Below are 26,801 nucleotides of genomic sequence, written 5' to 3' on the forward strand. Positions count from 1 at the left end.
CGCGACAACACGGCCGACCCCGTCGGCCCGCTGTGGCGTTACTTTACGTGCCCCGGACCTCGGTGCACGTGATCTGAACAGCTCACCCGCCCCTGGTCCGAATCGGATCCGGGGCATTTTCGTCAGTGTGCCTGGATCGGTAACGACCCGAGCCGAGACCACGATCCACGCAGTAGGAAGAGGAGACGAATAGCAATGAGCACCCAGGCTGCAGCCCCCCATGGAAATACTGTCGATACTGTAAAAACTGCTCCGACAGACGTCGAGATCCCCCAGAGTGAGGCGGAGATCGACGAACTACGGAAAGAAATCGACCGTCTCGACGCCGAGATCCTCGCGGCCATCAAACGCCGCTCCGAGGTCTCCCAGATCATCGGCCGTACCCGGATGGCATCGGGTGGTCCGCGTCTGGTGCACAGCCGCGAGATGAAGGTCCTAGAACGATTCAACGAGCTGGGCCAGGAAGGCCACACTCTCGCGATGCTGCTCCTACGCCTGGGCCGCGGACGCCTGGGCCACTAGCGCACACCCAGATCACTTGCGAACGGCCACATCGGATGCCTCTGGCAGTCCCGATGTGGCCGTTCGCGTGTGTATCAGCTCTCGAGCGCGATGTACTTCGTGTTCAGGTATTCCTCGATCCCCTCGGTCCCGCCCTCGCGGCCGAATCCGGATTCCTTCACGCCACCGAACGGCGCTGCCGCGTCCGAGATCACTCCGCGGTTGACGCCGATCATTCCTGATTCCAGTGCGTCGGAAACCCGAAGCGCACGGTCGAGATCCCTCGTGAAGATGTACGCGGCCAGTCCGAACTCGGTGTCGTTGGCGGCTGCGATTCCCTCGGCTTCGGTGTCGAAGCCGGTGATCGCGGCGACGGGTCCGAACACCTCTTCTTTCAGAATCCGCGCGCTGGCCGGAACGTCTGCCAACACCGTGGCTGGATAGAAGTACCCTTCACCACCCGGCGCTTCGCCGCCCAGTCGCACCTTCGCCCCGGCATCCACCGCATCTGCAACCAACTCCGCGACCGTGTCGAGTTGGTTCTGGTTGATCAGCGGGCCGAGCTTCGTCTCCGGGTCGGTACCGGGTCCCATCGTGAAAGTCGCCATCTTCTCGGTCAGCTTGGTCGTGAACTCTTCACGCACGGCGTTGGCGACGTGGAACCGGTTGGCGGCGGTGCATGCTTCGCCACCGTTGCGAAGCTTCGCCAGTACCGCGCCCTCGACTGCCTTGTCGACGTCCGCGTCGTCGAACACCACGAAGGGTGCGTTGCCACCCAATTCCATCGACGTGCGGAGCAATCGCTTCGCGGACTTCTCCACCAGCATCTTGCCGACGCCGGTGGACCCGGTGAAGGTGAGCTTGCGCAGTCGAGGGTCGTCGATGAGAGGGCCGGTCACTTCACCGGATTTCGATGTCGGCAACACCGAGAGGACTCCGTCGGGCAACCCTGCTTCGGCCATGAGCTGAGCAAGCAACAACATCGTCAACGGGGTCTCCGAGGCGGGCTTGACGATGATCGTGCAGCCGGCGGCCAACGCCGGGCCGATCTTGCGGGTACCCATCGCCAACGGGAAATTCCAGGGAGTGATGGCCAGACACGGTCCGACCGGCGCTTTGGTGACAAGGATCCGGCCGTTGCCCGCCGGGGCCGGCGTGTAGCGCCCGCCGATGCGAACGGCCTCCTCGCTGAACCACCGGAAGAACTCAGCCCCGTACTTCACCTCGGCGCGACTTTCGGCGAGTGCCTTGCCCATTTCGAGGGTCATCAGCAGCGCCACGTCCTCCGCTCGCTCGGTGATCTTCTCGAAGACGGCTCGCAGGATTTCACCACGCTCGCGCGCAGGTGTGCTCGCCCACTTCGACGAGACGGCCACGGCTTCGTCGAGAGCGCGCAGCGCGTCCGCGGGGCTCGCATCGGCGACATCGGTCAACGATTTCCCGGTCGCCGGATCCGCCACCGGGAAGGTCGCGTTGTTCTCCGCGGGCACGAACCGACCGCCGACGAACAACTGGGTGGGAACTGATCGAATGAATTCGAATGTGTCCATGGGTTCCATGATGCTCGTCGGAGCCGCGTCCGTCTGCCCGCGAGCGAGACTCACGCGGAAGTTTCCAGCTTGTGCCACTAAAGTCGATGATCGTGAGCACTGACATCACCGGAACCTCAGCCTGGCAGAAACTGCGCGCTCATTACGCCGACATCGAAGGCGTTCACCTGCGAGAACTCTTCCAGGACGATCCAGCCCGCGGGCGAGAGCTGACGATCGACGCCGGTGATCTTCACATCGACTACAGCAAGCATCGCGTCAGCCGCGAGACTCTCGCGCTGCTCGTCGACCTGGCCCGCGAGGCCGGCGTCGAGGCACGACGCGACGCGATGTTCGCGGGCGATCACATCAACACTTCCGAAGACCGCGCCGTACTGCACACAGCGCTGCGTCTGCCCAAGGATTCTGCTCTGACCGTCGACGGTCAAGACGTCGTCGCGGACGTTCACGAAGTTCTGGACGCGATGGGCGCTTTTGCCGATCGTGTGCGCAGCGGCGAGTGGACCGGAGCTACCGGCAAGCGCATCCGCACCATCGTCAACATCGGCATCGGCGGTTCCGACCTCGGGCCGGTGATGGTCTACCGCGCACTACGGCATTACGCCGACGCCGGAATCAGCGTCCGGTTCGTCTCCAACATCGACCCTGTCGACCTGGTCGGGCAGCTCGACGACCTCGATCCGGAGACGACGCTCTTCATCGTCGCATCCAAGACGTTCTCCACCCTCGAGACCCTCACCAACGCGACAGCGGCAAAGCGTTGGCTGTTCGCCGGTCTGGGCAGCGAAGACGTCTCGGCCGTAGCCAAGCATTTCGTCGCAGTCTCCACCCACGGTGACCGTGTGGCGGAGTTCGGCATCGACACCGCGAACATGTTCGGGTTCTGGGATTGGGTCGGCGGGCGCTACTCCGTCGACTCGGCGATCGGCTTGTCGGTCATGTGTGCCGTCGGACCCGTTCGCTTTGCGGAGTTCCTCGACGGTTTCCACCAGATCGACACGCACTTCCGAAACCAACCGCTCGAGCAGAACGCGCCGGTCCTCCTCGGCCTCATCGGGCTCTGGTATTCCAACTTCTTCGGCGCACAGTCCCGCGCAGTGCTGCCCTACTCCAACGACTTGCTGCGCTTTCCCGCCTACCTGCAGCAGCTGACCATGGAATCCAACGGCAAATCGGTTCGCGCCGACGGCTCACCGGTGACCACGTCCACCGGTGAGATCTTCTGGGGCGAGCCCGGAACCAACGGCCAACACGCCTTCTACCAACTCCTGCATCAGGGCACCTGGCTGGTGCCTGCCGATTTCATCGGGTTCGCGGAATCCACCGACGATCTGCCTACTGCGGACGGCACGGGATCAATGCACGATCTGCTCATGAGTAACTTCTTCGCTCAGACAAAGGTTCTCGCGTTCGGCAAGACTGCCGAAGAAATCGCGTCAGAGGGCACTGCTCCGGAGCTGGTGCCACACAAGGTGATGCCAGGCAACCGACCGTCGAGCACTATCTTGGCGAAGGAGCTGACCCCCTCGGTCGTCGGTCAGCTGATCGCACTTTACGAGCACCAGGTATTTGTCGAAGGTGCTGTCTGGGGTGTCAATCCGTTCGATCAGTGGGGCGTCGAACTCGGCAAGACACAAGCCATGGAACTGGGGCCTGCGCTCTCTTCCGAAGCAACACCCGGCGACCTCGGCGACACATCCACAGATGCTCTGGTGCAGTGGTACCGCAGAGAGCGCGGACGGGCCTGACTCACGCGGCCGCCGGGCCGAACCAACTTTCCGTTGTGTACACGCGTCCGGATCGGTCGACGAGCCGAGCCCGAAGCTCTTGCTGTTCAACCCATTTGATGGCGCTTATCCCCCGGATCAACGCAGCTTCGCTCGCGGCGTACGCCCACACCGCGTCGTCAGCAATCACCGAGACCTGTGCCCATTCCGTGGAGGGCCGCTCCTGGTTCGGCTCCCAGGAGGGCAGCTCCAGCGCCCGCGCCGTCGCCATCGCGGTTCCGTTGATCAGTTCGACTTCTTCGCTGTCCGGCACCGGAATCTGCCAGCCACCAGCCGGTGCATGGCCGGCCGTGGCGATCACGTCGCCGATCCGCACAGCAACGCCGCATTGTAATTCGGCGGCGACGATCTGCGCGGCGCGATCGACGGTGTCGGCCTTGGCAACTCCGGTGATGTCGAACGACGCACCCCAGGGCGCGTACACCACGTCTCCGTCGAGCTGTACGTCCTCGAACGTCGGGGTCGGGTGCACCGGAGGGATGGATTCGTCCTCGGAGTAGTTGTCGGCAAGCGGATTGACTGCACCGCCGGTCATACGGGCAGCCCACAGCGCCGACCGCAGCAGAGCCGACATACGTCGTGTCACTTTGACCGGAGTTCCCTGAGCGAGGTTGACGGCGTGAATCTCGGCGTCTCCCCGGCGAAGGTCGCAGACCGCTTCGGTTTCGTCGATGGCAGCTGCGATCAACGCGTGCGCAGTAGGCAGCGCAGCGCCCTCGGTGACGTCCACCTCCACGGCGGAATCCCACATCGCCCACTTCTCGACACTGACCATGTCAGTCCTGCCCTTCGAACACACTGTGTTGTAACCAGTATGCGCCGGTCAGCAACCCCCGTGCCATAAAGCGCTTCCGAGGCCGAGGCACACATGCCGCAGGTTGAGCAGCGCACGGCGGGGACTGGATGGTAGATCTGTGCGACAGAATTGCCGCCCGGACTGTCGCCCTCCGTGTGCAAGACGTGTAATCCTCCACATGGTTCTGACATGCACCTGACTGCGACGACGTCGACTACTACTGGCGCAGCGGGCAATTCCGATCCGAAAGACGCAGAGTCGACGCTCGACATGTCCGGCCGACCGGCTGCGCTTCGAGCCCGGTCCGCCGCAGCAACACGCCCGGGCGGCGCTGATGTCACCGCATGAACCTTATGTCACCGCATGAAAAATGGGGACCGACGAGAAGCACTGTGTTCCAACGTCGATGACATACCAATCGGCCGCTTCAATGCGCGTCACTTTCGCAGGTGGACACACCTGAGCGCTCACTCTCGAGTGCAGCAAAATACGGGCCCACCACTGCGCGCGAGCGTCGAGCAGAGCACCGAGAAGAAGTCCCGAACACGCGGCGCGCCAACCGCCGGCACGACGACGCCCGGTGCCCGGCGGCAGCGCTTCGCACGTTACAGACCGAGCAGGAATGCATCGACACAAAATGGATAGGACCGGCTGAAAGAACCTGCAGCACAATGGCGTAACCACCACCGTTCGGCTTATACGCTACCGCCGTACACCTTGGCAAAACGAACGGTCAGTACGCGGCGAAAATCACATACTTTACAAAGTCTTTGGAATTTTTCTGCGCCAAATATCCGCAGGTGAAAGGACTTTCGACCAGAGTCCAGAATAACCGTGTCGTCTACTATGTGAAAACTGCGAAGTAGCTGTGACGCTGGGTCACGCTCGAGGGAGGAATTGTGACCGATTCATTCAAGGACCGTTTGAACGCCTTGTACCCGGCCACAGCACCGAGACTCACCAACGCACAAGTTGTGGAAGCCCTTTCGCAACGTGGATGCAAGATTTCGACACCGTACCTCTCGCAACTCCGGAGCGGTGTGCGCACGAATCCATCGGAGCAAGTCGTTTTGGCATTGGCCGATTACTTCGGCGTAGCAGCAGAGTACTTCTTCGGCCCGACACCTCGCCAAGATCCCGAACTGATTCCGGAAGAAGACCGTTCGGTTGTCGAGGAGTTCCACGACAGCGAATTACGTTCTCTGGCCATAAAAGCGGTCGATCTCTCCCCTGAATCGCAGGACTTGCTCTCATCGATTGCGGAGAAACTTCGCTCGTCCGAAGGACTCCCGGCCGTCCCTCCGGATTGCAGCACCTACACCCCACCGTTCACTCGCGACTAGTCCGGAGCGAAGTTCAGCGAGTCAGATCAGCGAGTCAAGCGGCCCAATAGTGCCGAAGCTGTGATGATTCCGAGCAGCGCGGCCCCGATCAGCACGCCGAAGTCGACGAGGTAGTCGGTCGGCATTCCGATCAGCAGACCGCGCAGCGCTGACACCTCGTAACTCAGCGGATTGATGCGACTGAGCCACTGAACCCACGTCGGCATGAGTTCGACCGGGTACAGAGCGTTGGACGCGAAGAACAACGGCATGGTGATCGCCTGGCCGATGCCCATCAATCGATCTCGTTTGAGCACGATCCCCGCGATCGCAACCGACAGACAGGCGAAGAACGCCGAGCCGAGGACAACGACAGCCACGACGCCGAGCAGCTTGATCGGGTTCCACGTCATGCTCACGCCCAGCAGCGCCGCTACAACGACTACGACCACGGCCTGGGCGACCGCACGGATACCGGCTGCAAATGCCTTTCCGGTGACCAGCGCGGCTCGTGGCGTCGGCGTCACCATGAGTTTGGTGAGGACTCCCGCGTCACGCTCCCAGATGATCTGGATTCCGTAGAAGATCGCAACAAAAAGCGCGGACTGCGCAATGATGCCCGGCGCGAGAAAGTCGAGATACGGTACGTCGCCAGTCGGGATCGCTCGGATATGACTGAACGTCTGACCGAAGATCACCAACCAGAGGATCGGCTGGATTGCGCGCGTGACCAATTCAGATCGGTCGTGCCGCAACTTCTGAACTTCCACGAGGCAGAATGTGTAAATTCTCGAGAGCAATCGAGCAAGACTGTTGGTAGTGGGATCAGCCCAAGCGGCGCGCTGTGCGACGGGCACTGCGGACATCGTGGAGACCTCCTGACTTGCCGCCGGTGAGGTCGTCGCCGGTGTAGTGACGGAATACGTCTTCGAGAGTGGCCTCCGGCCCCAGTTCGGCGGCCAACGCGCTCGGCTCGCCCACTGCACGAAGTTCACCGTGATGCATCAACGCAACACGATCACACAACTCCTCGGCTTCTTCCATGTAGTGCGTCGTGAGCAGCACAGTCATGCAGTACTGCTTCTGCATCTCCGCCACTCGCTTCCAGACGGATTCGCGGGCAATGGGATCCAGCCCCACCGTCGGTTCGTCGAGCACCAGCAGCGACGGTCGGTTCACCAGTGCCTGCGCAAGTTCGAGCCGTCGCACCATACCGCCGGAGAAGCTCGACGCGAGACGCTCACCTGAATCGAGCAGATCCACCATCTCGAGCGCTTGGTCGACGCGCTCGCGTCGTTCGGACCGCGGAACGTCGTACAGTCGCGCGAACCAGGTCACGTTCTCGCGTGCGGTCAATGCGCTTTCGATCGAGAGCTGTTGTGGCACGTACCCGAGGTAGCGCCGAATGGTCATCGCTTCGCTGCGAACGGAGCGACCGAGAATTCGAATGTCACCCTCTTGCAGAGGAAGTAACGTGTTGAGCAACCTGATCGTCGTCGTCTTTCCTGCACCGTTGGGACCGAGCAGGCCGAAGCATTCCCCCGCGTTGACGACCAGACTCAGGTTGTCCACCGCCCGATGACCGCCGAACTTGTATGTGACCGAGTCGATCTCGACCGCGGGTGCGTCAGGGTCAGGCATGTGTACTGCTCGGCTCCTCCACCACTGCGTCAGCATCTCACTGCCCCCCGCCTTCCGATCCGGCTGCTGCCAGAGCGCTCGCCAATCGAGACAGGGCCGGTAGAGCAGCCTCGATACTTGCCCTGTCCTCTGCGGTCAGAGTCGACAATGCCTGACCGACAATCACACTCCGGCGATCACGCCACACCTCGACGCGGGCGCGCGCCTCGTCCGCGAGCACCAATCGCGCGACGCGGCGGTCGGCCTCGTCGGCAACGCGTTCGATCACTCCCTCGTCGACGAGCTGCCGCACCAAGGTGGACACCGTGTTTGCCGCGACACCCAATCGCCCGGCGGCCTCGGCCACCGACAGACCCGGGTTGCGCCGTAGCAGCCTGACGAGTTCGATCTGGGCGCCGGCGAGCGGTCGTTCCGCAAACGGCCGCCCCGACGCCTTCCTCGTGCCCCGGCGCAATTGTCCGAGCGTCTCCAGGACGTCATCCGAAAGCCTGTGATCTGCTCCGATTTCATCCATACCTCACAATAGCTCTGTAACAGAGCTATTGTCGAGGAATCCGGACGCCCGGCGTTTTCAGCTCGTCCGCAACGGGTATCCCCGATTGCTTTGTCCCGAGCACTCCCGCCCAGAACGGAGACGTCATGCGCAGACAGTGGTTGTTCGCGACGGTTGCGAGTAGCGCCCTGATCCTCACCGGTTGCTCGCCCGACGCCCTCGATTCCGGGGACAGCGCAGACAACGTCACTGCCATTGCGACGTCGCTGTCGCCACCCGCCGCCGCTGATGCACCCCTGCTGAAGACCGCCGACTCCCCACTCGGGACGATCGCCGTCGACGGCGAAGGCATGACCGTCTACGTCTACAACCCGGACGAGGAGAACTCACAAGCCGGGTCGTGCGACGAAGCGTGCCTGCGTTACTGGCCGGCGGTCACCTCGGTGACCGATTCACCCATCGTCGAAGGAATCGACGCCGTCATCGACACTGTCGACGGGCCTGAAGGATCTTTCCAGATCACCGTCAACGGCAAGCCCGTCTATCGGTACCTCGACGACAAGGTTCCCGGCGACATGCTCGGACAGAGCGTCGGCAGCCTGTGGTGGATGATCGACGCCGCCGGCAACCCTGTGTTCAAGACCGAGTAGCCCTCAGTTGTACGGCTGCCGAGCGGTTTCGGGGTCGCCGTACGTGATTGCCCGTTCCCGACGCGTTTTCGACGCCAAGGTTGCGCCCCAGTTGAGCACCGTGCTGGCGCGGTTGCGGAAACCGGCGAGGAATGCGATGTGGATGATTCCCCAGGACACCCACCCGATGAACCCGGACAACTGGACCGGCCCTGCCTGAAGCAACGCGTGGCGTCGCGAAATGTAGGCCGCGGTTCCAAGATCGCGGTACTTGAATGGTTTTCGGCTGGGCACGCCGTTTTCGACGGTTGCCGCGATCCGGGCACCGGCGTGCCGACCACCCTGCATCGCAACCTCGGCCACCCCGGCAAGTTTGTCCCGGGACATGAGGTCGCCCACCACGTAGACGTTCGGGTGGCCGGGAACGGTCAGATCGGCTTCCACCTCGATGCGGCCACCGCCGACCTGCTTCACACCCAGCGCCGTGGCCAGTGCCTCGGCGAACGGCACCGCTTCGACGCCCGCGGTCCACAAAATCGTGCGGGTCTCGTACTGCCGCTTCTCTTTTGTCTTCTTGTCCGTCGTCTCGATGCTGGTCTCGCACACGTCGGTAACGTGTACTCCGAGGTGCGTCTCGACGCCGATCCCGTCGAGAGTACGTTTGGCGGCGGCCGAGAGCTTGCGACTGAACGAAGGGAGCACCCGATCGTCGCCGTGGAAGAGCAGCACCCTTGCCTCGTCCGGGTCTATGGACCGGAACTCGTTGGTCAGCGCGTGCATTGCCAATTCGCGGATCTGCCCGGCTAATTCGACTCCCGTGGGTCCACCGCCCGCCACGGCGAAGGTCAGCCACGGCCGACGTTCTTCCGCCGTCGGGAGCGATTCGGCCATCTCGAACGCAGCAATGAGACTGCGCCTGATCGCCAAAGCGTCGTCGAGGGTTTTCATGCCAGGCGCCCATTTGATGAACTCGTCCTGGCCGTGGTACGACTGGCGCATTCCAGCCGCCACGATCAGGTAGTCGTACGGCAATTCGAAGGTCGACCCGTCGAAGCGACTGGCAGTCAGTATCCCGGCGTCGGCGTCCACCGACTTGGCCTCGCCCAGAACGACGTTCGTGTTCTTGTTGTCCTCGAGCAGATGTCGCAGCGGACTTGCGATCTGCCCTTCGGAGAGCAGACCCGTGGCGCACTGGTAGAGCAGGGGCTGGAAGACGTGGCTGGTCCCTCGGTCGATCAGAACCACCTCGACGTCAGCCTTCTTGAGTCGTCTCGCTGCATACAGTCCACCGAAGCCGCCACCGACGATCACTACCCGGGGCTTACCGTTCGAGATGTGGATGCTCATCAGACAAACCTCGCTGTCACGGAGTTGGGCAGGAATCGTAGGGCCGCATCTATCCCTTGCCACTTGAGGCCGGGTAGCGCCGCTCGGGTGGTTTCCTTCTCGATAGCGTCGACCATGGCACTGACGCCTTCGTCCAGACTGGCCATGAGCGCAGCGTCGTCGCCGGCGCCGGCGGACATGTCGGTCTTGATGAAGCCCGGCAGCAGCGTGGTGACCCGAATAGGTGTGCGCGCCAACTCGATACTGAGCGCCTCACCCAGCGCCGCTACTCCCGCCTTGCTCGCCGAATAGGCCGCTTTTGGCCCGGGTAGCCCCCGATCCGCGCTTATCGAGGACACGAGAACCAGGTGTCCGGAGTCCTGCGCGCGGAAGATCTCGAGCGCAGCTTCACACTGCGACAGCGCGCCGACAAAATTCGTCTGCGCTGTTGCAAGATTCGCGTGCGCTTTTCCGGTTCCGATCTTGGCGCCCTTGCCGAGCCCGGCGTTCACGATCATCCGGTCCAGGCCACCCAACTCGTCGCGCAGCTCACCGAAAACCCGGACGACGGAATCGTGTTCGGTCACATCGAGTTCGCGCACTGCGACGCTGATCGACGGGTACTGCGCCACCAGCTCCCCACGCAGCGTGTCGAGACGATCCGTCCGCCGGGCACACAACGCGAGGTCGCGACCGGCCGCGGCGAATCTCCTGGCCATCTCCTCACCCAGACCCGAACTGGCACCGGTGATCAAAATCTTCTGCCGCGTCATGGGTGCAACTGTAACCATCATCGAGTTCTCGTACCCGGCGGTAACCGAGCGAACTCGGACCGATCCGACATACCGTGGAGCAATGACCGACGAATTCGATGTCATCGTGATCGGCGGTGGACCCGCCGGCGAGAACGCCGCCGCATACGCCATCGCCGGAAGTAATCGCACCGCCGCAATCGTGGAACACGAACTGGTCGGCGGTGAATGCTCGTATTGGGCCTGTATGCCCAGCAAGGCACTACTGCGCCCGGGGCAGGTCCTCGAGGCGGCCGACGCCTTGCCCGGGATCCCGGCCGGACCGCTGGACGTCGATGCCGTTCTGAAACGGCGCGACTCGTTCACCCACAACCACGACGACTCGTCCCAGGTCGACTGGGCAACCTCCGCGGGCATCACCGTGATCAAAGGCCACGGGGTCATCGACGGCGAGCGAGCAGTGACCGTCGACGGGACCCGTAAGCTCCGTGCCCGCCGTGCCGTCGTACTCGCCACGGGAACGACCGCCACCGTCCCGAAGACACCGGGATTGCGCGAGGCACTCCCGTGGACCTCGCGCGACGCCACCAACCTGCACGAGGTTCCGTCGCGAGTGGCGGTCATCGGCGGCGGAGTGGTCGCAACTGAGTGCGCAACGTGGTTGTCGTCGTTCGGCGCTCACGTGACGTTGCTCGTGAGGGGCGATGCTCTGTTGAAATCAGCAGAACCGTTTGCCGGAACGATGGTGGCCGAAGCACTCGGTGCCCGCGGTGTGGACGTTCGACTGAGCACTGCCGTCAACTCGGTCTCACGCCCCGATGCCAAGGACACCGGCGAAGGTCACATCCACGGTGGACCCGTCAGCATCGAGACATCGTCCGGCGTGATCGAAGTCGACGAGGTCATCGTCGCGGCGGGCCGCGGGCCGACATCTGCCGATCTCGGCTTGTCCGTCATCGGCCTCGAGGACGGCAAGTACGTCACCACTGACGATCACCTCTGTGCCCAAGGTGAGTGGCTCTACGCCGTCGGCGACATCAACGGTCGTTCTCCCCTCACCCACATGGGCAAGTATCAGGCGAGAGTCTGCGGAGACGTCATCGCCGCGCGGGCCGAGAGCCGCGGACTCAGGGGACCTCGGTACACGGCGTCGGCGGACAATGGACAGGTCCCCCAGGTGGTGTTCACCTCACCCGAAATCGCCTGGGTGGGACGCACCGAGAAGAAAGCTCGCGACGACGGCTACGACGTCGAAGTCGTGGAGATCGAACTCGCAGTCGCGGGATCTTCGCTGCTGCGCGACGACTACTCGGGGCGCGCGAAGTTGGTGATCGACAAGGCCACCGACGTGATCCTCGGCGCTACCTTCGCCGGGCCCGAAGTATCCGAGCTGGTGCATGCGGCGACAATCGCGGTCGTCGGCGCCGTACCACTGGAAACTCTCTGGCATGCGGTGCCCTCGTATCCGACGGTCAGTGAAGTCTGGCTTCGATTGCTGGAGGCTCGCCGCTGACGCGCTCCCGAAGTACGTATAGTCGCGACATGGCGTCCGACATACTTGTGACCACGGCCGACGGCACCCTGCGCGGCCGCCGGGTGGGAAAACTTCGTGCCTGGCGCGGAATTCCCTACGCCCGGCCGCCGGTCGGAACACTGCGTCTGACGCGACCCCAGCCGGTCACGCCGTGGACCGGAGAACGCGACGCGACCAGGTTCGGCGACGCGTCTGTCCAACACAAGAAGGGGCTGTTGCTCGCGCCCGGGAAGTACCAGCCGAGCAGCGAGGACTGCCTGACGCTCAACGTGCTCGCCCCCGCGAACACCGGCAATACTCCGCGTCCCGTCATGGTTTTCATCCACGGTGGGGCAAACACCATCGGGACCTCGGCCACCGGCTTGTACTCGGGCGTGTCCCTCGTCGAACGCGGCGACGTCGTCTACGTCTCGATCAACTACCGACTCGGCGCTCTGGGCTACCTCGATTTCACCCCGTTCTCCACATCCGAGCGCGTATTCGACTCCAACCTCGGACTGCGCGATCAGGTCGCGGCCCTGCAGTGGGTGCAACGCAACATCGCCGCCTTCGGTGGGGATCCTGAAAAAGTCACGATTTTCGGTGAATCCGCCGGAGCCACCGCCGTCACCACCCTGATGGCGACTCCGGCCGCCAAGGGACTCTTTGCCGGCGCTATCGCCGAGAGTTCGGCTCCGGATCTGGTCTCGAGCACGCAGCGATCGCATGCCTGGGGCGCGCGTTTCGTCGAGATCCTCAATTCCGGCCTACCACCCGCGAAGGCCCTGACCTCGGCGACAGCCGTCGAATTGGGCAGAGCCGGAAGCAGACTGGGCGCCGAGGTACTCGCGAACACACCTGGACTACATCCCTTCGGACCGGTCGTCGACGGCGACTTCCTCCCCCGCTCCCCCTTGGACGCATTCAAAGAAGGATCGGCACACCAGGTGCCGATGATCATCGGCACCAACAGACGGGAGGGGACGCTGTTCCCGAAGGTGCTCGACGCACTTCCGACCAACCCGTCGCGCATCGACACCATGTTTGCCCTCACCGATCCCGAGGCCGGGAAGCGCATCCTCGCAACCTATCCCGGCTACCCGGACGAGCAGTCCGCGATCGACGTCGGCGGAGACGTCACGTTCTGGCACCCGTCCGTGGAGTTGATGCAAGCGCACGCACAATCAGCGCCGACATACGCCTACCGATTCGACTTCGCGCCGACGATGATGCGCTGGCTCGGCCTCGACGCCACACACGGATTCGAGATGTTTGCAGTCTTCGGCATCGGTGACACCCTTGTCGGGCGCGGCCTCACCCTTCCCGGCGGTCGACGCGGACTGCGCGCAGTCACCGAATCTGTTCAGGGACACTGGCTTCACTTCGCCGAGCACGGCTCGCCGCGCGGATCGTGGCCGCGCTACGAGGGGCAGGAGCGTCGGACCATGATCTTCGACGAGATCGTCCGCGTCGAGAACGATCCCAGACGTGAACAACGCTTGGCCTGGGCGGGATACAGCGGTTACCGTAGCCACGGCACCGACATCTCCCTACCGTGACGAGCCCCCTCGAGATCACTCTCGATTCCGGGGTCGTACGCGGGCGCCTCGATCGAGGACTGCGCACCTGGCGAGCAATCCCCTACGCAACGGCCCCGACCGGTCCTTGGAGATTTCGCGCACCGCAGCCGGTCGAGGCTTGGCATGGTGTCCGCCCGGCGGAAGCATTCGGCTCTCCGTCTCCGCAGCGCAAGAGCAACTTCGACGAGAACTCACTCTTCGTCAATGTCGTGGCTCCGCAGGTACCGTCGGATTCGTTGCGACCGGTCATGGTTTTCATTCACGGCGGCGCGTACAACGGCGGGAATCCGTCGACGCCCATGTACCGCGGAACTAGCCTGGTCGAACGTGGCGACATCGTCTACGTCTCGATCCAATATCGTCTCGGCGCGTTGGGCTACCTCGATTTCAGTGAATATTCCACTGCGGAAAGATCATTCGAGACGAACCTCGGATTGCGCGATCAGATCGCCGCGATGACGTGGGTCCAACGCAACATCGCCGCTTTCGGCGGCGACCCGAACGCCGTCACCGTCTTCGGTGAATCGTCCGGCGCCAACGCGGTCACCACTCTGATGGCAACGCCGGCGGCACGAGGGCTGTTCGCCCGGGCCATCGCTCAAAGTCCGCCGGCTGCTTCGGCATACGGAAAAGAGCGAGCGCACCGTTGGGCACGCGAGTTCCTCGAGATCGCACAGGCTCCGGATGCCGATCCGGCATCGTGGCTGCGCTCCGCTTCGGTGAAGGACCTGGTCGCTGCCGGCGAAGAACTTGCGCGCCGCGGCGCGGACGAAGAACCCGGAACGCGGGCATTTGCCCCCGTGGTGGGTGACGACGTCCTTCCCGAACACCCGCTCGACGTGTTCGCCGCCGGACGCGCCCACCCCGTTCCGCTGCTCGTCGGTTCGAATCTCCACGAGGGAAGAATCTTCCCGCGCGTTCTCGACATCTTGCCTACCGACCCGGTTCGGATCGAGAAGATGTTCTCCCACACCACCCCTGAAGTGAAAGCACGTGCGCTCGCGGCGTATCCCACGTATCCGCACCGGTTTGCTGCCGCAGATCTCGGCGGCGACATCACGTTCTGGGAGCCCGCGATACTCTGCGCACAGGGTCATTGCCAGGTAGCTCCTACCTACAGTTACCGCTACGATTTTGCGCCTCGCCTGCTCAGACTCATCGGCATGGGCGCTACCCACGCCACCGAATTGCTTGCGGTCTTCGGGCGTTCGGATGCACTCACCGCGGCCTTGACAGCGGTCGGTGGGCGCCGCGGACTGACTGCGGTGACCTCCACCATGCAGCGCCACTGGATCCATTTCGCCCGCCACGGAGTGCCGGACCGGGATTGGCCCGCCTACTCCGTACCGGAGCGGCAAACAATGATCTTCGACGAGACGTCCCGAGTGGAGAACGACCCGATGGGTGAGCGTCGACGGGCTTGGATCGGCTACGAGCACAGGCGCTGAAGCCCGATCAGAAGAACTGGCCTTTCACGAAACCTGCGAGTAGGACGGCAAATCCGCCCACCTCGCCGAGAATCAGCAGAAACATCCCGAGGTGCAGGGGCGGACCGGCGGACTCGAACTGATTGTCGGTGTCCTTCATCGCACCGTGAGCGATGTAGCTGAATATCGCTGCGAGAAAGAAGAACACGACCACTGCGGCACTGGTCAGGTTGATCCACGTCGGCCACGCACTGATTTCGACGAACACCGCGATCAGCAGCGTCGCAAACGAGTACATCAGGGCAGCGCGGTGTGCGATGTCGACATGCGGATGGGCGAGGTGATTGTCCGAAGTGGCCATCTGTCGGTATTTCCAGATTCCCAGGCACAGGGAGAGAAGGAAGATCAGACCGGCCGCGAGAAGCGTCAGTGTCGTGTCGATCCCCAGCGTCATCTGCCCACCCCGCAGTGCGTTTCCAGCGAGTCACCGCTGGGTGATCCAGCCGAAGGCTTGTCGTAGACGACAACCAGCACCACCGCACGATCCGCCGACACCGACCGCATCCGGTGCGGCGTATTCGCGTCGAAGTACAAGCTGTCGCCGGCGTCGAGGTGCATCGTCTGCCCGGGGATTTCGAATTCTACGGATCCGGAGTGCACGAACACGAACTCCTCTCCCGTGTGGTCCATGAACTTGGGACCCATCACCGAGGCCGGATGAACCACGAACGGCTGCATGGCCTTTCCGACCAGTGAGGGCGCGATCGGATCGTAGACGGAAGACTGCACGGAGTTGGCCGGGTCGATCACGCGGTCCTTCGCGCGCACGATCGTCATGGCATTTCCCTCCATACTGTCCGAGAACAGTTGCCCCACATCGGCGTCGAGCACACGCGCAATCTTGAGTGCCACCGCGATCGACGGGGTACTGATACCCCGCTCGACCTTGGAGAGATAGCTCTTCGTCAGACCGGTCTGCTCGGCCAGGCCCTCGAGCGTCAGACCGGCGCGACGCCGATGTGTTCGCAAAAACGCTGCCATTCGGTTCCCCTCACGAGACTTTGTGTCATCACCCTACCAGTACATTGACCTGCGGCGATCAGCGATGCAGGAATCGAGGGTTGCGCATTTCCGTCCTATATGACACTTTGTGTCTTATAGGTGACTGAATGTCATTGATTTCCGGGTCCCGAGAAAGGCACACCCCATGACCGACACGATGCATGCGAGCAAGCAGGAACTCATGGCCACCGCCGAGACGAAGATGCTCACCGAAGTAACGACAGGTAGTTGGACTCTTCGACAGAAGATCGCACTGACCTGCCGGGCACTGTCGGACGCCGGCCACGACTCCGGCCTTGCCGGACAGATCTCCGCCCGCGGTGGGCAGCCAGGAACGTTTGTCACACAGCGACTCGGCCTCGGGTTCGACGAGATCACCGAGGACAACCTCCTGCTCGTCAACGAGGATCTCGAAGTCCTCGACGGGGAGGGCATGCCGAACCCCGCCAACAGGTTCCACAGTTGGATCTACCGCGCACGACCCGACGTCAACTGCATCGTCCACACACACCCACTACATGCGACGGCGCTGTCGATGCTCGAGATTCCCCTCGTCGTCTCCCAAATGGACATCGCGCCGCTCTACGACGACTGCGCATTTCTCGCCGACTGGCCCGGGGTTCCCGTGGGAAACGAGGAGGGCGAGATCATTTCGGCTGCACTCGGCGACAAGCGGGCAATTCTGCTCGCCCACCACGGCCAACTCGTCGTCGGCAACACGGTCGAAGAGGCATGCTCTCTCGGGCATCTGATCGAGCGAGCGGCCAGACTGCAGTTGCTGGCGATGGCTGCCGGAGACATCAAGCCGCTACCGCCTCGCCTGGCGAAGGAGGCACACGATTGGACACTGACTCCTCGGCGCAGCGAGGCGAACTTCGCTTACTACGCCCGTCGCGCTCTCCGCAATCATCCCGACACACTGACCAACTGACTTTTGTTTCCCACCAACAGAACTGAGAGCCTCATGAGCAGCACCATCAAGGGAATCGTCGCCTATCCCATCACCCCGTTCGACCGGGACACCGGAGCATTCGACCCCAAGCCGCTACACACGCTCCTCGACAGCATGATCAGCAGTGGTGTCGACGCGATAGCCCCACTCGGCAGTACCGGCGAGAGCGCCTATCTCGACGATGCAGAGTGGGAGACGGTCGCTCGGGAGACTGTCGACTACGTCGACCGCCGAGTCCCCACCGTCGTCGGAGTGTCGGATCTGACGACGGCGGGAGCACTCCGCCGAGCATCGATCGCGGCAGACGCCGGAGCCGACGCAATGATGATCCTCCCCACGTCGTACTGGCATCTGGGTGAGCAGGAGATTCGTGAACACGTCACCGCGGTGGCCGATTCCGTCGACATTCCCACGATGATCTACAACAATCCGGCCACCACCGGGATCGACATGTCGCCGGAATTTCTCGTCGATCTCGTCTCCACCGTCGACGGCGTCACGATGATCAAGGAATCCACCGGCGACATCACCCGGATGAACCGCATCAACGAACTGAGCGGTGGCACGATCCCCTTCTTCAACGGCAGCAATCCTCTTGCACTGCAATCTTTCTCTGCCGGTGCAAGCGGATGGTGCACGGCAGCCCCGTGTCTGGCCCCCGAACAGGTGGTGCACTTCTGGCGTCTACTCGAATCCGGTGATCGGTCGGGTGCCGCCGCTGTGTTCGAACAGATCGAGCCGCTACTGAAGGTCCTCGTCAGTCGCGGACTGCCGTCGACGGTCAAAGCCGGGTTGGAATCTCTCGGCATCGACGCCGGCCTTCCCCGCCGGCCCCTGCTGTCCCTCGACGACAACACCAGGACAGCTTTGTCCGACGCTCTGTCGGTGGCTCGCGGTGTAATCGTCGCGTCGTGACCTGACGTGGGAGTGGGTTCCGGCAAGATGGGATGCACACCGACCGAAGGAGGGGCACCATGTCCGTAGATTCACGGTCTGCGAGGATCGCCGTCACCGGCGCGACCGGTCATATCGGCGGACTGGTGGCCCGGTCGTTGGCCGACGCCGGTGTCCCACAGCGGCTGATCGCACGGTCGGTCAACCGATTACCGCAGCTCCCCGGTGCCGATTCGGCCGAGACCACGTACGGGGATCAGAAGCGCGCTCTCGCGGCTCTGGCCGGAATCGACACCCTCTTCATGGTCTCGGCGGCCGAAAGCGCAGATCGTCTGGATCAGCACCGCACCTTCATCGACGCCGCAGCGGAGGCCGGGGTCAGGCACATCGTGTACACGTCTTTCCTCGGCGCTGCTCCGGACGCGACGTTCACGCTCGCTCGCGATCACTGGGTCACCGAAGAACATATCCGCGCTTCCGGGCTCGCATTCACCTTCCTGCGCGACAGCTTCTACCTCGATTTCCTACCCGCTCTCGCCGGTGAAGACGGTGTGATCCGCGGACCCGCAGGGGACGGTCTCGTCGGCGCGGTAGCGCGCTCCGACATTGCTGCCGTCGCTGTGTCGGTTCTGCAGGATCTGGATTCTCATGTCGGACAGACGTACAACCTGACCGGACGGGAGGCACTGACGCTCTCCGAGGCCGCGAGCATCATCACCGAAGTCACCGGCAAGCGAACCACGTACGTCGAGGAAACGCTCGAGGAAGCTTACGAATCGCGGGCGTCGTACAACGCACCCGCTTGGGAACTCGACGCATGGGTGTCGACGTACACCGCAATCGCGCAGGGTGAATTGGCGCTGATCACGGGCACCGTGGAGGACCTTGTCGGCCGGCCTGCGCTCACGCTGCGTGAATTCCTCACAGCAGAAACCGCCTGATGCCACCACGCAAAGCAACCACGGCACGCAAGGCTGCCGCAAAGAAGGCTGCACCGAAGAAGGCTGCACCCAAGAGGAACACGACCAGAAAGACCGCCCCGAAGAAGACTGTCGCAAAGAAGAGCTCACGCGCGACGATGCCGGATGTGCCGACTGCCGGCCCTGGTGAGAGAGTCTGGCTCCTCGACGTTCCCTTTCGGACGCCGGCGCCTGGTGCGCAGTTCGTCAAGAAATGGAAGAGCTACGCGTGGGTCGGTACGGAGTTGCCCGTAGAACTCGCTCCATTCAAGGCACTCCCCTTCTCTTATCAGCAGTGGGTAGAGGACGACATCAATGACAGCACCGGTGAACGTCCCGTTGCTGCACCCAAAATTCCTCGGCCCGAGCAGGTTTCGGGGGCTGCAGCCGTCGTCGATGCCGCTCGCGCCGGCAAACGCGGATTTCTGTTGGCAGACAATGCAGGCCTGGGTAAGACGCTGATCGCAGTGATGTCTGCCAAGACGATTGCCGAGGAGCGCGGCGAAACCAACATCCTCGTCCTCGTCGATCGACCCGCACAGATCACCATTCCGCATTGGCGCTATTCCATCGCCTCGGTGGGCGACGGTGGATTCCGCTGGTTGATCATGTCGCCTGACCAATTGAAGAAGCTGATCGCGCGAAACGGCCGCCCCAAGTACACGTTCGGTGTGGTGATTGCCGACGAGGCCCAGCTGTACAGCAACGACACACAGCGCACGGCGGCATTCGAGAAGGTCGCGCGCTTTTCGAATGCTCACGAGCAAGCGCCGTTCGTCCTGTCCGTGACGGCAACACCGGGACACACGCCGGCCGACCAGCGTTACCTGGCACCGCTTTTCGCGCAGCTGCATTCAGAACCTTCGGAGTACTGGTCCGACCTGGGCGCCAGGCTGGTCGAGTCCGGCCTTCCGCTGGACAAGTCCTACGGGAAGTGGACGTGGAGCGCAGAGGCGAAGGAATCACCTACGCTGCAATCTCGAGCGCTCGAGACCGTGCGTGGGTGGATGTCGAACAGCAAACCGCCCTTGATGATTCATCGACCGACTCCGTGGGGACCTGTTCCGCTCGACGGTATGCCGATCGACCTCACCCATGCCCAGCGCGCCGAGTACGAGACGGAGTGGGCCGAGTACGCCTACGAAATGGGATTGGCCCGCAAGAGTCGCAACATCGCGCGCGGCCGTGCGCTGGTTCTGCGCTACCGACAGAAAGCGGGCATGATCCGCGCCGAGTCGACGGCCCAGTGGGCGCAGGCGCAGGTCAAGGCAGGCAAGCAGGTGTTGGTGGCCGTCGAATTCGTCTCCACGGCAGGTGATCCACTGGTCGAGATGATCGAAGACGCCGGGATCTCGGTGGCAAAACTGTTCGGTGCGGTGCCGGACAAGGAGGGTCAACGTCTGCGGTTTCAACGCGGGGACGCACCGGTCATCGTCTTCAATGTCACGACCTCGATCTCGCTCCATGCCAACGAAGCACTCCCGGACGGCACTCACGCGTCCCCGTTGCCACGGACGGGAATCTTTCATCAACCGCGATACTCAGGGATCGCGGCAGAACAGACGTTCGGTCGGTCGCATCGCGACTACCAGACGTGCCCGTGGGTCATACCCTTCGGCGTGGGCACCAAGGAAGAGGACGTCGCCACGGTCATGTTGCGCAATCTCAATTCGGTCACAGGTCTGAAAGGTGGTGATCGATCCGGTCTGCGGTCGCTGTCCGAACTGCTCGGCGTCGAGTGGCTAGAGCCTGATGTCTTGACCTCGGAGGGTTGATCTTCCAACGACCGTCCAACGCGCACAAACGAACGGTTTCGGCGGTATGCCCCAATTCTACTCCACCAAAACCGAATTCGGCTGACCGCTTCATTCCTTTCGGGACCTTGGGACTCAGGTATCTGTGACCAGACGTGGCAGACTCTTTCGAGTCGAGGTGCACCAGCCTCGAAACAGTGCCGAGAATGCGAGGGGTCCGATGCGCAATATCTACCGGTCATTGATGCGCAATGTCGGCCATACACAATGGTTCTCGGATCTCGGCAAGGATCTGGTTCCGCTCGATCGAGCAGTGCAGAGAGTGTCGGGAGGCAAGCTCTCGCTGGTCGGAGAGAACACCGTGACTCAGCTACTGCTCACCACGACGGGCCGTAAGACCGGCCGTTCTCGCACCACGCCACTCCTGTACGCACCTGACGGCGATGCGTTTGTCGTCGTCGGTTCCAACTGGGGGCAGGATACGCATCCAGCATGGACACTCAATTTGATGGCAAACCCCACCGCAATCGTGACAGTGAAGGGCGTCGAAATACCGGTCGGTGCGAGTCTGGCGGAGGGCGCCACGCGTAAGAAGCTGTGGGAGCTCGCGACCACCACGTGGCCGCCGTACGAAACCTACGCCGATCGAGCATTCGGGCGCCAGATCCGCGTATTTCGACTCCAACCTGTCAAATAACTGCTGCCGGGCGCAGGATGGGAAGGACCACCCTGCCGATCTCAGGAGCATTCGCGAATGTCCACAGCACTGACTCACGCAGAAGACACACAGATCACAGCTTCCAACGGGCGGATCGCACTGGAGCCGAACCCCCGCCGAATTCGAGCCTTCTTCGCTGGTCACGCCGTCGCAGACACCACTCGTTCGGTATACCTTTTCGAACGCGGCCGCCTGCCGATGTACTACATCCCCCTCGCGGACGTTCGTACCGAATTCCTCGTCCCGACGTCGACGACCACCCATTGCCCATGGAAAGGTGACGCCACCTACTGGACGATCGAGATCGGGGATCGCCGGGCCGAGGACGCCGTCTGGACCTACCCTGAACAGTTCGACGGTTCCCTGGATCTGAGTGAGTACGTCGCATTCTATTGGGATCGCATGGACGCCTGGTACGAGGAGGATCAACAGGTCTTTGTCCACGCCCGCGATCCATACGTACGTATCGACGCACTCCCCTCGTCCCGCCACGTCCAGGTCTTTGTCGGCGACGTACTGGTCGCCGAGACGAGACGACCCAGACTGCTCTTCGAAACCGGACTGCCCACGCGGTACTACATTCCGAGAATCGACGTTCGCAGCGAGTACTTTGCGCCGTCCCCGACCACCACGGCCTGCCCCTACAAGGGCACTGCGTCGTATCTGTCGTTCACCGGCACAACCGAACTCGCTCCGATCGAGGATCTGGCGTGGTTCTATCCGTTCACTACCGCCGAAGCGTCCGGGATCGACGACCACGTGTCGTTCTATCCCGAACGCGTCGGCAAGATCCTGGTGGACGGTGCCGAAATCTGAAAGGTGCTGGAGCCGAGAAGGTGTGGGTGCCTACCCCACTGCAACAGGGGATTCCGGGATTCGCAGTTCAGCCGTCTCCAGTCGGCGATCATGCACCCACACCATCGCCGTTGCAACGGAGAAGACCAACCCGGCGATGCATACTCCGTTCCAGCCGTACGACTTCCACACCACTGACCCCACCGCCGAGCCCACGGCAGCACCGACGAAGTAGGTGGTCATGTACACGGAATTCACACGCGAACGCGCTTCGGGGACAAGGGCGTAGATCACGTTCTGGTTGCTGACGTGCACTCCCTGCAGCGCGAGGTCGGCAAGGACGATGGCAACGAGAAACCACACCACGTGGGTGGCACCGGCGACAAAGGGAAGCCACGACACCAAGAGAATCGCGATGGCGCCGCCGGTCGCCAGCTGACCCAATCCCCGATCGGCCAGTCTGCCCGCCACCGTCGCCATCAAAGCTCCCGCCACACCGAGTAGTCCGACCAAGCCGATTTGAGTGTCGCTGTAGCCGAATTCGCCGGACAGAAGAAAGGCCATTGTCGTGAAGACGGTGCTGACAGCAGCAAAAGCCAGTCCGCCCATGGCCGATCGGGTTCTCAGGCGCGGCAAGGTCGCAGCCAACTTCCCTACCGAAGCGAGCGTTGCGCGGTAGCTTGCCTTCGGGCGATCTGCGGAATCGGAAGGCAGAGATCGCCACAATGCCACGGCCATCACCACCATCAGTACCGCCGCAACCTTGTATACCGTCGACCAACCTCCCAGTCCGGAGAGGACGCCGGCAACGCTGCGCGCCAGCAGGATTCCGATCAGCAGTCCGCTCATGATCGTGCCGACCACCTGACCGGACCTCTCAGGTTCGGCCAGTGAGGCGGCAAACGGAATGAGCACCTGGGCGGCGACCGAAAAGACTCCAGCGACAGCGATTCCCACTGCCAGCGTGGCAAAGTTGGGCGCAAATCCGCTGACCGCTTGACCGGTCGCCGCCAGCAGCATGAGCCCTACCGTCAGCTTGCGTCGGTCCACCATGTCGCCCACCGGAACCAGAAGTATCAATCCGAGTGCATACGCGACCTGCGCGATGGTCACCGTCGCGGCCGCTGCGGAGGCCGACACATTCAGGTGATCTGCGATGGAATCGAGGAGTGGCTGGTTGAAATAGTTACCGCCCGCGCACAGGCCCGTCGCTGCAGCCATCAGCAGCACTATTGGTAGTCCGAGCCTCGGACGCGCGTCGCTTGAAATCATGTCGTCAAGCATGACCGCCTACACCGACGCGCGTCCAATAGATAGATATGCATGATCTATCTCCAGAAACGATAGATTGGTGCGATGGAACTACGTCACATCCGCTACGCCCTGGCAGTCGCGGAAGACAGACACTTCAGCCGAGCAGCGTCGCGGTTGCACGTTTCCCAGTCCGCCCTGAGTGCCCAGATCAGAGACCTCGAAAAGGAACTGGGAGTCGAATTGTTCAACCGGAACAGCCGAAACGTCGGCCTGACTGCTGCAGGCGAGGTTTTTGTCGCCCGCTCCCGCGAGGTACTCGGCGCCGTGTCGAGACTCGTCAGTGATGTCTCCGCACGGAGCAACGAGCAAGTGCGGTTGACGGTCGGCACCATCACCTCGGCGGGGCGCGTCGACGTCGGACGCGCGCTGGCAGATCTGACACGGCGCCACCCTGCAATCAACATCACCGCGCGACCGTACGGCAGTGAAGTAGTTATCGAAGGAGTCCGGTCCGGTGCAATCGACGTCGGCATTGTCGGATTGGCCGCAGGTCGCCTACCCAAGAGCTTTGCCGCCGCACCGCTGTGGAGTGAACCCACCGCAGCGTTCGTTGCTCCCGACCATCCCTTTGCCCAGGCTTCGTCGATCAGGCTCGAAGACCTACGCGATCACACTCTCGTGGACTTCGCCTCCGGCAGCGAGGCCCGTGTCCAAACCGACCAAGCCTTCGCCGAATCACAGGTCCCTCGGGGAAAAACACTTGAAGCCAACTCGGTAGACCTGATCTGTTCACTGACCGCCAACGGCCTGGGCGTAGGTTTGCTCCCCCAGTCCATGAGCGCCCTGCACCCCGAATTGGTCTGTATTCCGATCACCGATGCGCCGCATCGGATCGTCCACGCAATCACCGAACCCACCCATTCGTCGGCGCTCGCCCGCGAGTTCGTCGAACTACTCGCAGCGCAGTTCGCTACTTGAGCAGTTTCGACATTCGCCTGTCCGCCAACGGTTTACCGCCGGTCTGGCACGTCGCGCAGTATTGAAAAGAGCGCTCCGCGAACGACACTTCGCGTACGACGTCACCGCACACCGGGCACGGAAGTCCGGTGCGAGCATGCACTCGCATCCCCGAGCGTTTCTCACCTTTGAGCCGGGCCGCGTCCTGACCTTCCGAACGCTCGATCGCGTCGGCCAGCGTGGATCGCATCACGGCATACAGCGTCGAAATCTGATCCGGCGTCAGCCGCGACGAGGTCGCGAAAGGCGAGAGTTTCGCGGTGTGGAGGATCTCGTCCGAGTAGGCGTTCCCGATACCGGCGATCAACGACTGCTCGACTATCGAGTTCTTGATCCGCGCCGACGTTCCGCCCAGAATCTGTGCGAACTCGGCTTCGGTCACGGCCATCGCGTCCGGCCCCAACCGGGCGATGCCCGGAACCTCCTGCGGATCGTTCACGACCCAGACGGCGAGGCGTTTCTTGGTGCCGGCTTCGGTGAGATCGAATGCCGGCGTCAACCCTTCGGGTGTGAAGAAATGAACGCGCAGCGCCAACGGCCCCTTCCCCGGCTTCGGCGGCGTCGCCGATGGATTGTCCAGCCAGCGCATCCAGCCGGCACGGGAGAGATGCGTGACCAACCACAACCCGTCGCAATCCAGAGCCAGATGCTTCCCGAAGCGGGCGGCGCCCGTGACGTCACGCCCCTGCAGAGCAGTGATCGGCGGATCGAAGGTCTTGAGCACACTCAATGCAGCGATGTCGACGCGTCCCACCACTGCGCCGACCGCGTGCTGACGAAGGAACCCTGCCAGCGCTTCCACCTCGGGTAGTTCAGGCATGGCAACAGACTAACGCCGACCACGGACACTCACAGCGCGCTCAGTCCGTTTCCGTCTGCAGCACCACCGAATGCCCACCGCGTGCCTTCGCGGAGTACATCGCCCGATCCGCTCGCCGCAGCAGAGTCGGGTAGGCGACCAGCGCATCATCCGCTGATTCGAAAGGCCCTGCAATCTTCGCGATTCCGACGCTCATCGCCACCTCGGGATGATCGGGCGAGGTGATCGTCGAACGGAGTAGCTCATGTTCGAGTCGATGGAACGAGCGTTGATCGACCGAATCGACGATGACGAACTCGTCGCCGCCTATCCGTGCGATCAAGGCCGCCGGGCCGGCGCATTCGACCAGCCTCGATCCGACTTTTTCGATCACAGCGTCACCGACGGTATGTCCGTACTCGTCGTTGATGGCCTTGAATCGATTGATGTCGACGGCGGCGACTACCAAGAGCGCCGAGTGCGTGTACGACCGCTCCAGCAACAGTCGTACTTCGTCGGCCAGTCCCCTCCTGTTGAGCAGTCCCGTCAGTGGGTCCAATTGCGAGTTCAACGCGTCGGTGCCGAGGATGGAGAAAATGAACTGACAGGCAAAGGGAATCACGTAGATTGCCGCGCCGACCAGTACTACCAACGCGACCAGAACCGGAACATCCACATCGTTTTCGACCACGGCCGTACGTGTCACGATGCCGATGACCACGACGAATACCCACAACATGTGAAGGCTCTGTATTCGAGCATTGTGGAAGAACGCGATGTATCCGCCGATCACCGAGAACATCACGGCGTGTGCCAGTGCTGCAAGTGGATTGGAGTACAGCAGCATTGCGGCCGCTATTCCCACTTCCGAGTAGAGCACAAAGGCGTAAGACCAGGAACGGGAGAGATTGCGCCTCGTCGAGAGGGCGACGGCCATCATCACGGTTATGACCATGATGACTGCGTTCGCGGAGCGCGCGTGCGCAGTGGTCGGTCCCTGTGGACTGAAGCGAGTGAGGAACATGATCACGGTGACCAGTACCAACGAGCAGACGACGAGAAACCGCGAGGCGACGGTCAACCCTTTGTCCGCGAGATAGCGATTGAAGGTGTCGAATTGGTCCGGACGCCGATACCAATCGACAAGTTGAGAAGAGATCAGCCGGAACGCGGGACCCGAGAGCGGTCGTCGAGACGCCACGGCGTCCGAACGCTCAACACTCTCGGCAGATTCCATAGTGTCAGGGTAATCCAGTCAACTCCCCGCAATCAGACAATTT

At 62.6% G+C, this 26,801-nt stretch carries 27 protein-coding genes; 15 read left to right on the forward strand and 12 right to left on the reverse strand.

Translation table 11 applies throughout. The features are described 5' to 3' along the window. Positions 1-195: 195 nt before the first annotated feature. Positions 196-522 carry a chorismate mutase gene (locus tag AC1Q6C_RS01885; protein ID WP_003946362.1) on the forward strand — a complete coding sequence of 109 codons (327 nt, stop codon included), beginning with the start codon at positions 196-198 and terminating at the stop codon, positions 520-522. Positions 523-596: 74 nt separating this feature from the next. On the opposite strand, the gene AC1Q6C_RS01890 is transcribed toward AC1Q6C_RS01885, so the two are convergent. Next, complete coding sequence (locus AC1Q6C_RS01890; protein ID WP_007727613.1) at positions 597-2,051, reverse strand: NAD-dependent succinate-semialdehyde dehydrogenase; 1,455 nt, start codon at positions 2,049-2,051, stop codon at positions 597-599. 92 nt (positions 2,052-2,143) lie between these two features. On the opposite strand from AC1Q6C_RS01890, the gene pgi reads away from it, so the two are divergent. Beyond that, positions 2,144-3,799 carry a glucose-6-phosphate isomerase gene (gene pgi / locus AC1Q6C_RS01895; RefSeq protein WP_118603670.1) on the forward strand — a complete coding sequence of 552 codons (1,656 nt, stop codon included), beginning with the start codon at positions 2,144-2,146 and terminating at the stop codon, positions 3,797-3,799. A gap of 1 nt (position 3,800) precedes the next feature. Here the strand turns inward: pgi and AC1Q6C_RS01900 are convergent, their stop codons facing one another. Next, positions 3,801-4,613, reverse strand: a complete 813-nt coding sequence (locus AC1Q6C_RS01900; RefSeq protein WP_007727618.1) for an FAD:protein FMN transferase — start codon at positions 4,611-4,613, stop codon at positions 3,801-3,803. A 210-nt stretch (positions 4,614-4,823) separates the two neighbouring features. On the opposite strand from AC1Q6C_RS01900, the gene AC1Q6C_RS01905 reads away from it, so the two are divergent. After that, positions 4,824-4,982, forward strand: coding sequence for a hypothetical protein (locus tag AC1Q6C_RS01905; protein ID WP_155277906.1), 159 nt, complete (start codon positions 4,824-4,826; stop codon positions 4,980-4,982). A gap of 551 nt (positions 4,983-5,533) precedes the next feature. Further along, positions 5,534-5,977 (forward strand): helix-turn-helix domain-containing protein, encoded by a 444-nt coding sequence (locus AC1Q6C_RS01910; RefSeq protein ID WP_003946341.1) that lies wholly within the window; start codon positions 5,534-5,536, stop codon positions 5,975-5,977. 26 nt (positions 5,978-6,003) lie between these two features. Here AC1Q6C_RS01910 and AC1Q6C_RS01915 read toward each other — a convergent pair whose 3' ends face one another. From AC1Q6C_RS01915 to AC1Q6C_RS01925, 3 genes are read right to left on the reverse strand one after another with little or no spacing between them, the layout of a single operon-like run. Then, positions 6,004-6,822, reverse strand: coding sequence for an ABC transporter permease (locus AC1Q6C_RS01915; protein WP_007727621.1), 819 nt, complete (start codon positions 6,820-6,822; stop codon positions 6,004-6,006). Then, positions 6,782-7,597 (reverse strand): ABC transporter ATP-binding protein, encoded by an 816-nt coding sequence (locus AC1Q6C_RS01920; protein ID WP_492666349.1) that lies wholly within the window; start codon positions 7,595-7,597, stop codon positions 6,782-6,784. Before AC1Q6C_RS01920 ends, AC1Q6C_RS01915 begins: the two co-directional genes overlap by 41 nt. A gap of 37 nt (positions 7,598-7,634) precedes the next feature. Next, positions 7,635-8,111, reverse strand: coding sequence for a MarR family winged helix-turn-helix transcriptional regulator (locus AC1Q6C_RS01925; protein ID WP_042449048.1), 477 nt, complete (start codon positions 8,109-8,111; stop codon positions 7,635-7,637). A 125-nt stretch (positions 8,112-8,236) separates the two neighbouring features. Here AC1Q6C_RS01925 and AC1Q6C_RS01930 point away from each other — a divergent pair, with 125 nt between their 5' ends. Then, entirely contained in the window at positions 8,237-8,740 is a 504-nt protein-coding gene (locus AC1Q6C_RS01930; protein ID WP_019744765.1) for a COG4315 family predicted lipoprotein, read from the forward strand. 3 nt (positions 8,741-8,743) lie between these two features. Here the strand turns inward: AC1Q6C_RS01930 and AC1Q6C_RS01935 are convergent, their stop codons facing one another. Together AC1Q6C_RS01935 and AC1Q6C_RS01940 are read right to left on the reverse strand one after the other, a co-directional pair. After that, positions 8,744-10,066 (reverse strand): NAD(P)/FAD-dependent oxidoreductase, encoded by a 1,323-nt coding sequence (locus AC1Q6C_RS01935; protein WP_003946361.1) that lies wholly within the window; start codon positions 10,064-10,066, stop codon positions 8,744-8,746. Continuing rightward, entirely contained in the window at positions 10,066-10,818 is a 753-nt protein-coding gene (locus AC1Q6C_RS01940) for an SDR family oxidoreductase (RefSeq protein WP_492666350.1), read from the reverse strand. The genes AC1Q6C_RS01935 and AC1Q6C_RS01940 overlap by 1 nt, the downstream gene beginning before the upstream one ends. Before the next feature lie 82 nt (positions 10,819-10,900). Here AC1Q6C_RS01940 and AC1Q6C_RS01945 point away from each other — a divergent pair, with 82 nt between their 5' ends. From AC1Q6C_RS01945 to AC1Q6C_RS01955, 3 genes are read left to right on the forward strand one after another with little or no spacing between them, the layout of a single operon-like run. After that, positions 10,901-12,310: a dihydrolipoyl dehydrogenase family protein gene (locus AC1Q6C_RS01945; protein WP_030534884.1), complete on the forward strand. Its 1,410-nt coding sequence runs from the start codon at positions 10,901-10,903 to the stop codon at positions 12,308-12,310. A gap of 29 nt (positions 12,311-12,339) precedes the next feature. Next, positions 12,340-13,869, forward strand: coding sequence for a carboxylesterase/lipase family protein (locus tag AC1Q6C_RS01950; protein WP_003946388.1), 1,530 nt, complete (start codon positions 12,340-12,342; stop codon positions 13,867-13,869). Beyond that, entirely contained in the window at positions 13,866-15,338 is a 1,473-nt protein-coding gene (locus AC1Q6C_RS01955; RefSeq protein WP_230358952.1) for a carboxylesterase/lipase family protein, read from the forward strand. The genes AC1Q6C_RS01950 and AC1Q6C_RS01955 overlap by 4 nt, the downstream gene beginning before the upstream one ends. A gap of 7 nt (positions 15,339-15,345) precedes the next feature. Here AC1Q6C_RS01955 and AC1Q6C_RS01960 read toward each other — a convergent pair whose 3' ends face one another. Next, complete coding sequence (locus AC1Q6C_RS01960) at positions 15,346-15,771, reverse strand: hypothetical protein (RefSeq protein WP_492666351.1); 426 nt, start codon at positions 15,769-15,771, stop codon at positions 15,346-15,348. Then, entirely contained in the window at positions 15,768-16,358 is a 591-nt protein-coding gene (locus tag AC1Q6C_RS01965) for a helix-turn-helix domain-containing protein (RefSeq protein ID WP_003946400.1), read from the reverse strand. The genes AC1Q6C_RS01960 and AC1Q6C_RS01965 overlap by 4 nt, the downstream gene beginning before the upstream one ends. A gap of 166 nt (positions 16,359-16,524) precedes the next feature. On the opposite strand from AC1Q6C_RS01965, the gene AC1Q6C_RS01970 reads away from it, so the two are divergent. The 6 genes from AC1Q6C_RS01970 to AC1Q6C_RS01995 all read left to right on the forward strand — a co-directional run bounded on the left by AC1Q6C_RS01970 (position 16,525) and on the right by AC1Q6C_RS01995 (position 22,472). Next, the gene (locus AC1Q6C_RS01970; protein WP_030534888.1) at positions 16,525-17,310 is read left to right on the forward strand and encodes an aldolase; all 786 of its coding nucleotides are present in this window, start codon (positions 16,525-16,527) and stop codon (positions 17,308-17,310) included. A gap of 33 nt (positions 17,311-17,343) precedes the next feature. Continuing rightward, positions 17,344-18,246, forward strand: a complete 903-nt coding sequence (locus AC1Q6C_RS01975; RefSeq protein WP_007727643.1) for a dihydrodipicolinate synthase family protein — start codon at positions 17,344-17,346, stop codon at positions 18,244-18,246. A gap of 59 nt (positions 18,247-18,305) precedes the next feature. Next, complete coding sequence (locus tag AC1Q6C_RS01980; protein ID WP_054188823.1) at positions 18,306-19,166, forward strand: SDR family oxidoreductase; 861 nt, start codon at positions 18,306-18,308, stop codon at positions 19,164-19,166. Next, complete coding sequence (locus tag AC1Q6C_RS01985) at positions 19,166-20,959, forward strand: DEAD/DEAH box helicase family protein (RefSeq protein WP_050655573.1); 1,794 nt, start codon at positions 19,166-19,168, stop codon at positions 20,957-20,959. Before AC1Q6C_RS01980 ends, AC1Q6C_RS01985 begins: the two co-directional genes overlap by 1 nt. 199 nt (positions 20,960-21,158) lie before the next feature. Then, the gene (locus AC1Q6C_RS01990; RefSeq protein ID WP_003946395.1) at positions 21,159-21,635 is read left to right on the forward strand and encodes a nitroreductase/quinone reductase family protein; all 477 of its coding nucleotides are present in this window, start codon (positions 21,159-21,161) and stop codon (positions 21,633-21,635) included. A 57-nt stretch (positions 21,636-21,692) separates the two neighbouring features. After that, the gene (locus tag AC1Q6C_RS01995; RefSeq protein ID WP_047272578.1) at positions 21,693-22,472 is read left to right on the forward strand and encodes a DUF427 domain-containing protein; all 780 of its coding nucleotides are present in this window, start codon (positions 21,693-21,695) and stop codon (positions 22,470-22,472) included. 30 nt (positions 22,473-22,502) lie between these two features. On the opposite strand, the gene AC1Q6C_RS02000 is transcribed toward AC1Q6C_RS01995, so the two are convergent. Continuing rightward, positions 22,503-23,735, reverse strand: coding sequence for an MFS transporter (locus tag AC1Q6C_RS02000; RefSeq protein WP_042921334.1), 1,233 nt, complete (start codon positions 23,733-23,735; stop codon positions 22,503-22,505). 72 nt (positions 23,736-23,807) lie between these two features. Between AC1Q6C_RS02000 and AC1Q6C_RS02005 the strand changes: the two genes are divergently transcribed. After that, complete coding sequence (locus tag AC1Q6C_RS02005) at positions 23,808-24,683, forward strand: LysR family transcriptional regulator (protein WP_007727651.1); 876 nt, start codon at positions 23,808-23,810, stop codon at positions 24,681-24,683. Here the strand turns inward: AC1Q6C_RS02005 and AC1Q6C_RS02010 are convergent. Beyond that, on the reverse strand, positions 24,676-25,542 hold the full coding sequence (locus AC1Q6C_RS02010) for an Fpg/Nei family DNA glycosylase (protein ID WP_007727653.1): 867 nt from the start codon (positions 25,540-25,542) through the stop codon (positions 24,676-24,678). The two genes, AC1Q6C_RS02005 and AC1Q6C_RS02010, sit on opposite strands and share 8 nt — an antisense overlap. A 40-nt stretch (positions 25,543-25,582) precedes the next feature. Next, positions 25,583-26,758, reverse strand: coding sequence for a GGDEF domain-containing protein (locus tag AC1Q6C_RS02015; protein WP_042449063.1), 1,176 nt, complete (start codon positions 26,756-26,758; stop codon positions 25,583-25,585). Between the last annotated feature and the right edge of the window lie 43 nt (positions 26,759-26,801).

The sequence above is a fragment of the Rhodococcus sp. MT28 genome (assembly GCF_058792695.1).

Bases quoted from the DNA above. Each gene is read 5' to 3' on its own strand.
- AC1Q6C_RS01985 (WP_050655573.1), top strand. From the start codon at position 19,166: ATGCCACCACGCAAAGCAACCACGGCACGCAAGGCTGCCGCAAAGAAG.
- AC1Q6C_RS01920 (WP_492666349.1), bottom strand. From the start codon at position 7,597: ATGCCTGACCCTGACGCACCCGCGGTCGAGATCGACTCGGTCACATAC.
- AC1Q6C_RS01915 (WP_007727621.1), bottom strand. From the start codon at position 6,822: ATGTCCGCAGTGCCCGTCGCACAGCGCGCCGCTTGGGCTGATCCCACT.
- AC1Q6C_RS01935 (WP_003946361.1), bottom strand. From the start codon at position 10,066: ATGAGCATCCACATCTCGAACGGTAAGCCCCGGGTAGTGATCGTCGGT.
- AC1Q6C_RS01905 (WP_155277906.1), top strand. From the start codon at position 4,824: ATGCACCTGACTGCGACGACGTCGACTACTACTGGCGCAGCGGGCAAT.
- AC1Q6C_RS02000 (WP_042921334.1), bottom strand. From the start codon at position 23,735: ATGCTTGACGACATGATTTCAAGCGACGCGCGTCCGAGGCTCGGACTA.
- AC1Q6C_RS01925 (WP_042449048.1), bottom strand. From the start codon at position 8,111: ATGGATGAAATCGGAGCAGATCACAGGCTTTCGGATGACGTCCTGGAG.
- AC1Q6C_RS01890 (WP_007727613.1), bottom strand. From the start codon at position 2,051: ATGGACACATTCGAATTCATTCGATCAGTTCCCACCCAGTTGTTCGTC.
- AC1Q6C_RS02005 (WP_007727651.1), top strand. From the start codon at position 23,808: ATGGAACTACGTCACATCCGCTACGCCCTGGCAGTCGCGGAAGACAGA.
- AC1Q6C_RS01950 (WP_003946388.1), top strand. From the start codon at position 12,340: ATGGCGTCCGACATACTTGTGACCACGGCCGACGGCACCCTGCGCGGC.
- AC1Q6C_RS01965 (WP_003946400.1), bottom strand. From the start codon at position 16,358: ATGGCAGCGTTTTTGCGAACACATCGGCGTCGCGCCGGTCTGACGCTC.
- AC1Q6C_RS02010 (WP_007727653.1), bottom strand. From the start codon at position 25,542: ATGCCTGAACTACCCGAGGTGGAAGCGCTGGCAGGGTTCCTTCGTCAG.
- AC1Q6C_RS01945 (WP_030534884.1), top strand. From the start codon at position 10,901: ATGACCGACGAATTCGATGTCATCGTGATCGGCGGTGGACCCGCCGGC.
- AC1Q6C_RS01960 (WP_492666351.1), bottom strand. From the start codon at position 15,771: ATGACGCTGGGGATCGACACGACACTGACGCTTCTCGCGGCCGGTCTG.
- AC1Q6C_RS01990 (WP_003946395.1), top strand. From the start codon at position 21,159: ATGCGCAATATCTACCGGTCATTGATGCGCAATGTCGGCCATACACAA.
- AC1Q6C_RS01930 (WP_019744765.1), top strand. From the start codon at position 8,237: ATGCGCAGACAGTGGTTGTTCGCGACGGTTGCGAGTAGCGCCCTGATC.
- AC1Q6C_RS01940 (WP_492666350.1), bottom strand. From the start codon at position 10,818: ATGACGCGGCAGAAGATTTTGATCACCGGTGCCAGTTCGGGTCTGGGT.
- AC1Q6C_RS01970 (WP_030534888.1), top strand. From the start codon at position 16,525: ATGACCGACACGATGCATGCGAGCAAGCAGGAACTCATGGCCACCGCC.
- AC1Q6C_RS01900 (WP_007727618.1), bottom strand. From the start codon at position 4,613: ATGGTCAGTGTCGAGAAGTGGGCGATGTGGGATTCCGCCGTGGAGGTG.
- AC1Q6C_RS02015 (WP_042449063.1), bottom strand. From the start codon at position 26,758: ATGGAATCTGCCGAGAGTGTTGAGCGTTCGGACGCCGTGGCGTCTCGA.
- AC1Q6C_RS01980 (WP_054188823.1), top strand. From the start codon at position 18,306: ATGTCCGTAGATTCACGGTCTGCGAGGATCGCCGTCACCGGCGCGACC.
- AC1Q6C_RS01975 (WP_007727643.1), top strand. From the start codon at position 17,344: ATGAGCAGCACCATCAAGGGAATCGTCGCCTATCCCATCACCCCGTTC.
- AC1Q6C_RS01885 (WP_003946362.1), top strand. From the start codon at position 196: ATGAGCACCCAGGCTGCAGCCCCCCATGGAAATACTGTCGATACTGTA.
- AC1Q6C_RS01995 (WP_047272578.1), top strand. From the start codon at position 21,693: ATGTCCACAGCACTGACTCACGCAGAAGACACACAGATCACAGCTTCC.